Origin of the sequence: Dietzia sp. DQ11-44 (assembly GCF_014145205.1) — a bacterium.
Lineage (GTDB): Bacteria > Actinomycetota > Actinomycetes > Mycobacteriales > Mycobacteriaceae > Dietzia > Dietzia natronolimnaea.
Genome location: NZ_JAALEC010000013.1, coordinates 1 through 10,215, shown reverse-complemented (window position 1 = coordinate 10,215; position 10,215 = coordinate 1). Strand labels below are relative to the sequence as shown.

Annotated in this window: 15 protein-coding genes; 12 read left to right on the top strand and 3 right to left on the bottom strand. The window is 69.0% G+C overall.

Going from position 1 to position 10,215, the window contains the following annotated elements; genetic code table 11:
- Nucleotides 1–619, bottom strand: a 619-nt coding sequence (gene upp / locus G6018_RS00385; RefSeq protein WP_182638440.1) for a uracil phosphoribosyltransferase, incomplete at its 3' end; no start/stop codon positions are given.
- Between the two features lie 107 nt (nucleotides 620–726).
- On the opposite strand from upp, the gene G6018_RS00380 reads away from it, so the two are divergent.
- From G6018_RS00380 to G6018_RS00325, 12 genes are all read left to right on the top strand, one after another.
- Nucleotides 727–1,074: a type VII secretion target gene (locus tag G6018_RS00380; protein ID WP_182638439.1), complete on the top strand. Its 348-nt coding sequence runs from the start codon at nucleotides 727–729 to the stop codon at nucleotides 1,072–1,074.
- The gene (locus G6018_RS00375) at nucleotides 1,071–2,171 is read left to right on the top strand and encodes a C40 family peptidase (protein WP_182638438.1); all 1,101 of its coding nucleotides are present in this window, start codon (nucleotides 1,071–1,073) and stop codon (nucleotides 2,169–2,171) included. The genes G6018_RS00380 and G6018_RS00375 overlap by 4 nt, the downstream gene beginning before the upstream one ends.
- A gap of 12 nt (nucleotides 2,172–2,183) precedes the next feature.
- Entirely contained in the window at nucleotides 2,184–3,590 is a 1,407-nt protein-coding gene (locus G6018_RS00370) for a recombinase family protein (RefSeq protein ID WP_182638437.1), read from the top strand.
- The gene (locus G6018_RS00365; protein WP_182638436.1) at nucleotides 3,587–4,084 is read left to right on the top strand and encodes a hypothetical protein; all 498 of its coding nucleotides are present in this window, start codon (nucleotides 3,587–3,589) and stop codon (nucleotides 4,082–4,084) included. The genes G6018_RS00370 and G6018_RS00365 overlap by 4 nt, the downstream gene beginning before the upstream one ends.
- A 105-nt stretch (nucleotides 4,085–4,189) precedes the next feature.
- Nucleotides 4,190–4,399, top strand: a complete 210-nt coding sequence (locus G6018_RS00360; protein WP_182638435.1) for a hypothetical protein — start codon at nucleotides 4,190–4,192, stop codon at nucleotides 4,397–4,399.
- Nucleotides 4,400–4,482: 83 nt separating this feature from the next.
- Nucleotides 4,483–4,659: a hypothetical protein gene (locus G6018_RS00355; protein ID WP_182638434.1), complete on the top strand. Its 177-nt coding sequence runs from the start codon at nucleotides 4,483–4,485 to the stop codon at nucleotides 4,657–4,659.
- A 2-nt stretch (nucleotides 4,660–4,661) separates the two neighbouring features.
- Nucleotides 4,662–6,722 carry a bifunctional DNA primase/polymerase gene (locus G6018_RS00350; RefSeq protein WP_241731110.1) on the top strand — a complete coding sequence of 687 codons (2,061 nt, stop codon included), beginning with the start codon at nucleotides 4,662–4,664 and terminating at the stop codon, nucleotides 6,720–6,722.
- Nucleotides 6,719–7,003, top strand: coding sequence for a WhiB family transcriptional regulator (locus G6018_RS00345; protein WP_182638432.1), 285 nt, complete (start codon nucleotides 6,719–6,721; stop codon nucleotides 7,001–7,003). The genes G6018_RS00350 and G6018_RS00345 overlap by 4 nt, the downstream gene beginning before the upstream one ends.
- Nucleotides 7,000–7,209, top strand: coding sequence for a hypothetical protein (locus tag G6018_RS00340; RefSeq protein WP_182638431.1), 210 nt, complete (start codon nucleotides 7,000–7,002; stop codon nucleotides 7,207–7,209). Before G6018_RS00345 ends, G6018_RS00340 begins: the two co-directional genes overlap by 4 nt.
- On the top strand, nucleotides 7,206–7,382 hold the full coding sequence (locus G6018_RS00335; RefSeq protein WP_182638430.1) for a hypothetical protein: 177 nt from the start codon (nucleotides 7,206–7,208) through the stop codon (nucleotides 7,380–7,382). Before G6018_RS00340 ends, G6018_RS00335 begins: the two co-directional genes overlap by 4 nt.
- A gap of 178 nt (nucleotides 7,383–7,560) precedes the next feature.
- Nucleotides 7,561–8,412 (top strand): phage major capsid protein, encoded by an 852-nt coding sequence (locus tag G6018_RS00330; RefSeq protein WP_182638429.1) that lies wholly within the window; start codon nucleotides 7,561–7,563, stop codon nucleotides 8,410–8,412.
- Nucleotides 8,413–8,414: 2 nt separating this feature from the next.
- The gene (locus G6018_RS00325) at nucleotides 8,415–8,792 is read left to right on the top strand and encodes a hypothetical protein (RefSeq protein WP_182638428.1); all 378 of its coding nucleotides are present in this window, start codon (nucleotides 8,415–8,417) and stop codon (nucleotides 8,790–8,792) included.
- A 626-nt stretch (nucleotides 8,793–9,418) separates the two neighbouring features.
- On the opposite strand, the gene G6018_RS00320 is transcribed toward G6018_RS00325, so the two are convergent.
- Both G6018_RS00320 and G6018_RS00315 read right to left on the bottom strand, forming a co-directional pair.
- Nucleotides 9,419–9,757, bottom strand: coding sequence for a hypothetical protein (locus G6018_RS00320; protein WP_182638427.1), 339 nt, complete (start codon nucleotides 9,755–9,757; stop codon nucleotides 9,419–9,421).
- Nucleotides 9,754–10,020, bottom strand: coding sequence for a hypothetical protein (locus tag G6018_RS00315; protein WP_182638426.1), 267 nt, complete (start codon nucleotides 10,018–10,020; stop codon nucleotides 9,754–9,756). Before G6018_RS00315 ends, G6018_RS00320 begins: the two co-directional genes overlap by 4 nt.
- Between the last annotated feature and the right edge of the window lie 195 nt (nucleotides 10,021–10,215).

Below are 10,215 nucleotides of genomic sequence, written 5' to 3'. Positions count from 1 at the left end.
GGGGGCCGAACAGGCGGTCGCCGGCGTCGCCGAGTCCGGGGACGATGAAGGCGTCGTCGTCGAGCCGGTCGTCGACCGTCGCGGTGACGAGCCGGGCCGCCAGCCCCGACGCCCGCACCGTCTCGATGCCCTCCGGTGCGCACAGGACACAGACCACCGTGACCCCGGTCGCGCCGCGCTCGGCGAGGGTCTCCAGGGTCGAGACCAGTGAGCCCCCGGTGGCGAGCATCGGGTCCAGCACCACCACGTGCCGGCCCGAGAGGTCGTCGGGCAGGGAGCACAGGTAGGACACCGGGACGTGGGTCTCCTCGTCGCGCGCCAGGCCCACGAACCCGACCTGCGCTCCGGGGAGCAACCGGGTGGCCGGGTCCAGCAGACCCAGTCCCGCCCGCAGGACCGGCACCACGAGCGGGACGCCGTCCACCGCGACACCGGTCGTCTCGGCCACGGGCGTGGTGACGGGCACCTCGGTGGTCGGGATGGAGCGGAAGGCCTCGTAGCAGAGCATGGTGCCGAGCGCGTCCATCGCCGCCCGGAAGCCGGCGGTGTCGGTGGCGGAGTCCCGCAGCGTTCGGAGCCGGTCTCCGACCAGCGGGTGGTCCACGACGATGATGTCCATGCCCGACAGGATTCCACAACGGAGAATTCTCCGATCGGGCGGAACCGGAGCGAGTCCGCGACGCGTCGAACCCTGTGACGGGACAAGAGGCGACGAGGGGCGAGGCAATGGCGGACGGAGCGATCGACGTCCACGTGGACGGATTGCGGGAGCTGGGTACGGGGCTGACCACGTTGGCCGAGGTCCTGGGGGGAACGCTCGGGGCCGTGGACTCGCTACCCATCGACGCGGTGGCACCGGTACTCGGACCGGTCGGGGCCGACTTCATGTCGGCGCTGCTCACGGCCACCGCGCGGCACCGGGAGGTGCTCGCCGGGGTGGCGCGGGTCAGCGACGCCGCAGGGCAGCTGGTCCTGGAGACCGGCCGGTTGTACTCCGAGACCGACGCGGCGGGTGCCGACGCCCTCGGCGCCGCCGGGACCGACGTCGCCGGGATCACGGTGCCGGGCCGATGATCGCTGACGCGCTGGCCTACGCGGGGCCCATCCGGCAGATCCTCGACCTGCTCTCGGCCGAGGAGTTCGTCCCCGAGCCGGCCCGGGACGTCATGCGACCGGTCAGTGACGGGTTGGAGGTGGCCCAGCGGCTCGGGCCACCGCTCGAGCGACTGCTCTCGGAGACGTGGGATTCGCTGGCCTCACTGGGCGCCGCCCACTCGGTGGCCGAGATCGGTCGGACGGTGGGGGCGCTCACGGAGTCCGCGGTCGAGATCGCGAGGGTCACCGCCGTCGCCGCCGACATCGTGGTCCGCGGCACCATCGAGGTCATCGGCATCGTGCAGCAGTTCATCGCCCGCGCCGCGGCGCTGGGACCCACGCTGATGACCCCGCCCGGCCAGGTCGCGCTGCTGGGTCTGGCGACGGAACACCTGGCCCGCGGCATCCAGGTGGCCGAGCGGGTCCAACTCGAGCTCAAGGGACCGACCCTCGAGCTGCGTGCCATCGCCGCCGGCATCCCCGATGCCCCGGGCGTACCGGGGGGCATCACGGACTCGAGTACGGGCGGAGCGATCAACGCCTCGACCGCCGCCCACACCGGCTCCGGACCCGGTTCGCTCGGCTCCTCGGGAACCGCCTCCGCGGACGGCATCTCGCCGAGTGGCGCCGCGTACCCGGGTGGCGCCGGGGACCCGGGTGGAGCCGGGGACCCGGGTGGAGCCGGGGGGTCAGCGAGCGGAGCGGGAGACTCCGCAGGGGCCGGGGCAGGGGTGCTCGGGGGCGGTGTCGACGTCGTGCTGCCCGACGGGTCCGTGGCCACCGCGCCCAACGAGCAGGCCGCCGGGGCCGTCCGCAACGCGCTCAGCCAGCAGGGTGTGCCCTACGTGTGGGGCGGGACCACTCCCGGCCAGGGTCTGGACTGCAGCGGCCTGACCCAGTGGGCGTACCGGGACGCCGGGGTCGAGATCCCCCGACTGGCACAGGAACAGGGGGTGGGGGCACAGGTGTCGCGGTCGGACCTCATGCCGGGCGACCTGGCGGTGTGGGACGGCCATGTCGCGATGTACATCGGCAACGGCCAACTCGTCGAGGGCGGTTATTTGTCTAGGTGTTGATACACTAGCACCATGGCCGAACGCCGAGCAATCATTTACACCCGCGTGTCCAACGACCCGACGGGGAACGCCCGCTCGGTCGATTCGCAAGAAGCCGAGTGCCGGGCCGTCTGTGAGCGTGAAGGCTGGAACGTCGCGGAGGTCCTCACGGACAACGACATGGGGGCATCCCGCTGGTCGGGTGTGGCCCGCCCCGCGTACGAGCGACTAGCCGGCACCCTGACCGCCGGCGACGTACTCGTCACCTGGGAAGCAAGCCGAGCACAACGAGACCTCGCCGCATACGTGGCCCTGCGTGACCTGTGCGCCGAGCGGGGCGTGCTGTGGTCCTACAGCGGCCGGACGTACGACCTGACCCGAGGTGATGACCGGTTCGGTACCGGCCTCGACGCGCTCATCGCTGAGCGGGAAGCGGACCAGATCCGTGAGCGCACCCTGCGTGGGAAGCGTGCCGCCGCCCAAGCTGGCAGGCCCGCAGGCAGGCCACCGTACGGGTACCGGCGTTCATTCGACCCCGACACTGGGACGACGACTGGGTGGACTGTCGACGCCGAAGAGGCGCCCATCGTGCGGGAGGTTGCCCGCCGGTTCCTCGCCGGGGAAACGCTGCGCGGGGTTACCGCAGACCTCAACCGGCGCGGGGTGCCTGCCCCGAAGTCTCAGAAAAATGCACTCGAGCATTGGGTGCCCCGGCGGCTGCGTCTCATCCTCGCGTCCCCGACGTACGCCGGCCTACGCCAGCACCGGGGTGAGGTCATTGGGTCCGCCTCGTGGCCGGCGCTCATCGAGGAATCGGACTGGCACCGGATACAGGGCATCCTCGCTGACCCTGCCCGCAAGGTGGGGCCGGGGCCGGCTGCCCGCTACTTGCTGTCTGGGATCGCCCGTTGCGGGGTGTGTGGCGCCGGTATGCGCCACTACTTTCCGAAGTCGGTGGCCTCGCCGAAGTACCAGTGCTCATCCTCGAGGGCGTGCACCGCTCGACGCGCCGCCCCGATCGACGAGCTCGTCACAGGTGTCATCGTGGGCCGTCTGTCCATGCCGGATGCAACCGAGGTCTTCACGACCCCGGTTGACGGGCACGCCCAGGCGCTCGAGGAACTGCGAGCCCTACGGGACCGCCTGGACTCGTTCGCCGATGCCGCCGCGGCCGGTGAGGTGTCCGCGCCGGCGTTCGCCCGCATCGAGGCCCGGCTACTCCCCCAGATCGCCGACGCCGAGCGCCGCGCCACCGCAGGCGCCACAACCCCGGTTGCCGAGCTGGTCACCGCCGACGACGTACAAGCCGCGTGGGACGCCCTACCGATTGAGTCCAAGCGCACCGTCGTGCGTCTACTGCTCGAGGTGACCGTGAACCCGTCCACGGTGGGCACCCGCCGGTTTAATCCCGATGACATCGAACTGAGGTGGAAGCCGTGAGTGAACGAACCCGCAGAATCCGTACAACGGACACCACCCGACGTCATGGAGCGCTACCCGGCTCGAGAACGCCGCCCCCACTGCTGACCCTCCGCCGCCGTGGGTGCAACGACCGGCTAGCCCGTGTCTACGTCACGCCGGACGGTTTCCACGTTCTAGGCGACGAGTTCACCCTCCCGCCAGATGAGTTCATCGCCCGCGAATACGTGGACAGTTCCGGTGCCCCGGTGGTCGTGGACGGGCTCGAGCTGACCCTCGGCAACTGGCAGGCAGGCCGTTTCGTGATCGAATCCCGCGCTGTGTCAGGGGTTGACCGCGTGTTACCTGCCGACATCACCGGGTGGGATGCCGCCGCCCGGTTCGAGCTGGGGTGCAAGCACGCTCATGGGTGGATGCAGGTGGATGACCTGCGCGACCGGGTCGCCGCGGCCGGTAGGGCTGGTCGGGAGCGCCGTAAGCCACCAGCGTCGGCAGAATACGTCGACTTGACGTAAACGTCTGGAACATGCTGTAACCTGTACGACAAGAACTAGCGGCGCGATTGCCCAACCACCGAGCGGGTAAGACTCGGAGGACCCTGAAAGAGGGTGCAATCGCCCATGTCCTCAACGGACGTCTACAAGGCACGATCGGCAGTCGCCGTCGCCGCCCGCCGCAAGAACCCCGACCAGCTCGCAGATGCTCGCCGCGAGCTCGCGTGCGCGAACATCACCGCCGCTGTCGAGAAGCACCTCGCCGCCGCCCCGCCGCTCACCGACGACCAGCGCCGCCGCCTGGCCGGACTGTTCACCGGGGGTGCATCCGCGTGAACGCAAAAGAGAACGCCCCCGCTGTGAACGAGGGCGCCCCAAACCATCCGACTGCTGACGATTCTACCCCGCGCCACGACAGTGTGCTCGCCGCCGCAGCCGGGTACGCCGTCCTCGTCGAAACCGGTGAGGGCCGATACCGGAGAAGGCTGTTCCTGACGTTGGCATCGGCTGAACGGGCCGTGAACCGCGCCCGCGACCGGGGCAGGTACGCATACCTGGTCCTCGTCACCCTCACCCCGCAGGCGGTGATCCAGTGACCATGCTCGACCACGCCCTCGCCTACGCCGCCCAGGGGCTCGAGGTGTTCCCCCTCGTCCCCAGGACCAAGCGGCCGGCAACCGCCCACGGCAAAGACGATGCGACCTCCGACGCCGACCAGATCCGCGCATGGTGGACCGCAACCCCCGACGCGAACATCGCCGCCCGACCCCCGGCCGGTGTCGTGGTCCTCGACGTCGACCCCCGGCACGGTGGCACGCTCGACGCGCTGGGAGACCTCCCGCCCACCTATCGGACCAAGACGGGCGGGGGCGGCTGGCATGTGTGGGCATGGCTACCCGAGGGGGTGGCCGACCGGGTCCGCGGGAAGCTGGACGGGGCCGAGGGGATCGACGTCAAGACCTCGAGCGGGTACCTCGTCATGCCGCCGAGTGTTCACCCCGACGGGGGCCGGTACGTCCTCGAGGACGACACCGAACCGGCAGACCTACCTGCCCACCTACTCGACCGGGTCGTGCGCCGCCCGGTGGTCCGCGAGAGGCCCGCAGTTGCCCCCAGGATCAACGGTGACGAGCGCGGGGGCCGATACTGGGCCGCCGCCCTCACCGCCGAACTCGACGCCGTCACGGGCGCCCCAGAAGGGTCGCGTAACGACACCCTCAACCGGGCCGCCTACAACCTGGGAACCCTCGTCGTCGCCGCCGGTGCCGACCCCAACGACGTCGCCGACCAGCTCGCCACCGCAGCGCGGGGAATCGGCCTGGACGACCACGAGGCAGCGGCCACGATCCGATCCGGTCTGACCGCCGGCATGGACCAACCCCGCGACATACCGGACCCGTCCGGTTCGACCGGTTCGACCAGTCTGTCCGGTTCGTCCGGTAGGGGTACCGCCCCCGATATGTCCGGTTCGACCGGTTCGACCGGTTCGTCCGGTTCGATAGAGGGGGTCACTGTAGACCGGACGGAACCGATTCTCGACGAGGTCCGCGACTGGCTCGCCCGATACGTTCGCACGACCTCACCCGGTGACCTCGACATCCTCGCCTTGTGGGCCGTGCACACGCACTTCATGGGGCAGCTCTACACAACCCCGCGGCTGTTGCTCGACTCGCCAATGCCCGAGGCCGGCAAGACCACCGTCGTCGAACACTTCGCCCGGTTGTGTTTCTCCCCCTCGCAGGCTTCCGCCCTGTCGTCGGCGGCGCTACTGGCCCGCATGGTCCGCAGCGAACCCCGGACCCTGCTGATCGACGAGGCCGACCGCAACCTCGACCCGAAACGGGACGGCGTCGGTGACCTACTCAGCGTCATCAACACCGGATACAAGCGGGGCGGAACCCGCCCGGTACTCGTCCCGGTCAAGGACGGCTGGGAAGTGCAGGAAATGTCGACATACTCGCCGGTCCTCATGGCCGGCATATCGCCGAACCTGCCCGACGACACCCGATCCCGGTGCATCCGCGTGGTCCTCATGCGCGACCACGACGACACCGTCGAAGAATCCGACTGGGAAGCAATCGAGGACGACGCCGACCAGCTCGCCGCACGCATCGCAGCGTGGGCCGAGGTTGTCGCCGACGAGGTCGCCGTCAACAGGCCACCACTACCCGAGGGGATCAAGGGGCGTGCCCGCGAACGCTGGTCACCGCTCAAGCGAATCGCCACCGTCGCCGGGGGCCGTTGGCCTGCCACCGTCGACGAGCTCGCCACAACCGAGGCCGAGGAACTCAAGACTGAACGGGAGGAAGGTCACGTGCAGAAGCGGCCTGCGCTGGCACTCATCGACCACATCGCCGAGGTGTGGAAACCGTGGGAGACGTTCGTGGGATCGGAGGACCTCGTCCGGCGACTCATCATCGCTCACCCCGAAGTGTGGGGCGCTGAAAGCTCATACGGGCGGGCGCTGACCGTGCAACGCATGGGGCGGATGCTCTCGAGCGCGTACAAGGTGCACACTACGCGGCAGTCGACCGACGACCGCACCCGCGGATACACCGCTCGATCCCTCGACGCGGCAACGTCCGGTTTGGGACTACCCCCCTTGGGTGAACCGGACGAACCGGTCGAAGCGGCCGAACCGGACGGGATGACGGCGTGAACCCACTGAGCGAACTACTGGCCGGCCGGGACCGCTGGACCGGCGCCGCCTGCCTGGGCCGGTGGCAACTGTTCGACCCCCGCCGGGACGACGAGGCCGCCGAGGACTACAGCGTCCGCGTCACCCTCGCACAAGGAATCTGCGGAACCTGCCCGATCCTCACCAAGTGCCGCGACTACGCCGGCAACGCCCGCCCCAACCAACGCGCCGGAATCTGGGCCGGGGTCGCCTACGACCACCGCGGCCGACCGGTCCGCATCCCCTCGAAGGAGTCCAAGTGATCCGCCCCCAAGCTGACGTGTCCGCGCATGTCTACCGCTACGACAAGCACATCGTCATGCGCCTGAACCGCGACAACTACCGGCTGACCAAGCGTGAGGCCGTACTGCTCGCAAACGAGCTCGTCGACGCCGCCGAGCAGTCCGCCGACACCAACAGTGATCCTGCCCCTTCTGGACCACCCGCACCCAAGGAGCGCCACCAGTGAACCGGCAACTACTCATAGAACTGGACCGCCGCATCGGCGCCGACGTCCTCGCCCACGACCAGAACGGCACCCACGTCCTGCCCCTGCAATCGGTGACAGTCACCCGCACCGAGCTAGACGCCGCCGGCCTCGTCCTCGACGACGTCCCCAACCTCACCATCGTCAACTACTAGAGGTGAAAACCGCCCCGGCCTGGTACAATGCACCTAAGTGCAAGAGATGCCGGGCCGGGTGCCCACCTCACGCACCCCGCCCCCAGGGCACGCCGGATGAGCCAGGAGCCACCGGAAACACACACCGTTGTTTCCCGATGGCACAACCAAAGGCCGTCGGCTACCTGTAGGAGGACCAATGTCCACCCCCATCACCACCAGCACCACCGCGGCCGCATGGTCGCCCGACATTCACACCTTCGCCCCGGCAGACGTCATCGGCAACGCCCTCGTCCTGTCCACCTCGACGGTCTCCGGCCGGCTCGAAGGTGACGAGCCGATGCTCCGAGTTGCGTACGTCTCCGACGACGACGCCCAGTTCGTCGCCGAGGGTGCCCCGATCGACGAGGCCAACCCGGCCCTATCCGAGGTCACCGTCGCCACCGGCAAGGTTGCGACCCTCGTCCGCCTCTCCCGCGAGCAGTACGTGCAGCAGCAGACCGCCGGCCTCCTGTCCGACAGTCTGCGCCGCGCCGTCGTCAAGAAGGCCGACACCGCATACCTGACCCAGCCGGCACCGACCGCACCCGCAGTCACCCCGCCCGCCGGGATCCTGCTCGACACCGGCATCGAGGCCGCCGCCGCAAACATCGACACCGACCTCGACCCGCTGGTCGACCTCGTCGCCGCCCTCGAAACCAACGGCGCAACCCCGTCGGGAATCCTGCTCGCTCCCGACACCTGGGCCTCCCTTAGGAAAATCAAGACCGCCACCGGCAGCGCCGCCACCCTGCTCGGAGCTGGCACCCAAGACGCCGCAATGAGCCTGCTCGGCCTGCCCGTGAGGGTCCACTCCGCTGTTCCCGCCGGAACCGGTGTCGTCTACGACCAGGCCGCCATCGTGTCCGCCGTCGGTGACCTACAGCTCGCCGTCAGTACGGATGCCTACTTCGCATCCGATTCCATCGCGGTCCGCTGCACCTTCCGATTCGGTGCCGCACTCGTCCGCCCCGACCGCATCGGCACCTTCAGCATCGCAGCCGCCGTCTAACAATGATCGTCGACCGGGCCGACCTGCCCACCAGCGTGCGCAACCACGAGCTTGTGGCCACGCTGGTGGCAGGCGCCAACGCCCGAGCCCTACGGATCGCGCCATGCCTGGCAGAGGACGGGCGAGACGCCGCAAGGGCAGAGGCCAAGCTGATCCTGGCCGGCGCCGTACAACGGTGGGCACAAGCAGGCAGCGGCGCAATCCAATCCGCAACCGCGGGCCCGTTCCAGATGTCGACGGATACGCGGCAGCGTACGGGGTTCAACCTGTGGCCAAGCGAAATCGGGGTGCTGCAACAACTATGCCCCCGCACCACCGGCCACGCCTTCACAATCGACACCGAACCCACCACCGAGCACCCGAAGCAACCAACCGGGTAACCCCATGAACCCCGCCGGTTTACTCACCTTTCCCGGCGGCCGGCAGCCCCCGCCGGCAGCTCACCGAGCGAGGGCTGCCACTCACCCAGGGGAGCCACCCCTCCCCCCACCCCAACGAGAACCCTCACGGCATACATGCTCGGAACATGTACGGGTCTGGGGATGCCGGGCTGTGAGGTCGTGGTGACCGTGCAGTTGCGGTGATGACGGCGGCAACTGCCGTGTTTAGCGCCGTGGTTGGTGTGCGGAGGTGTTCTCCGTGCGCGTGGTCCAGGTGGTGTTGGTAACACCACCTGGGTGGTCACCGCTAGGGCATTGGCACCTAGCGGTGGCGGGGTCTGATCCCTCGTCCCCAGAGTGGCCCTCGAATCCATGTCCCCATATCGAATCTGGGCACGACCGCTAGACCCACCCCGATTGGGACGAGTCTGGTCGTGACCCCCTGGCATGTCCGGCCGGACACCATGCAGGGAGCGCCCCAGCCCGTTCTGGGGTGTGCACACGGGAGACAGTTGGTTAGGGGCGGAACTGTCCAGAGAACGCCCGTCAGATCGCACGCTGAGCGATCACCGCGCCAGTCGTGGGCCTGAGGGCCACGACTGCACGGAAACGGCTCAGGGAGCGATTCAGGGGGTGTTGTCGAGGAACTGCCGGATCATGGCGTCGCGCTCGCGGTCGACCATCTCGGCCGCCTGGAGCAACGCGTACCCGAGGGTGCGGCACTCCTCCACGGACAGGACCGGCGGCGGCGTGGTGCCGTTGTGGGTCCACAGGGAGATGGTGGGCACGTCCTCGTCGTCGTGCTGCATGACCCACACCTGCGCCCGGTAGCGGCGCCGGCCGCCCTCGTCGTGGGTCACGTACTCATCCCAGACGACGCCGGTGCTGCGTGACTTGGTCCGGGTGGTCTCGCCGTGCTCGTCGGTGCGCTCGGACTCGTTGGTCCACCACTGGTCGCCGCTCATCGCTGTGCCTCGAGCTGGGCACGGCGGGCGTGCATCTGCGCGTACTGCGCTCGGAACAGTGCCTCGTTGAGGTCTGAGAGCTGGTCGAGGTTGAGGTCGATGTCACCGGACACGTACAGGGTCGGTGGTTGCTCGACGCCGTTGTCGATGAAGGTGGAGACCTCGACGGTGATGCTCTGAGTTCCGGCGGTGATTTCACGCCGGAAGTGGGTGATGAAGTCGCCGTTGACCGGCGGGGGTGCGGGTATGCTGCTGTTATCCATGACGGTTCCTTCGTCGTGGTCATGGTCCCGGGGAGCGCCAACTCCCGCGGGGCCGTTTGTGTCGAATGGAACCTAGACATGCAACCTGTGGAGGCCGGTGACCCCGTGTCGGTCTCGGGGCTGCGTACCGACAACATCGGCATGTCCTTCTACGGCTTCTACCGTCCGACCGGCGGATGACGGCCGAGACCTGCC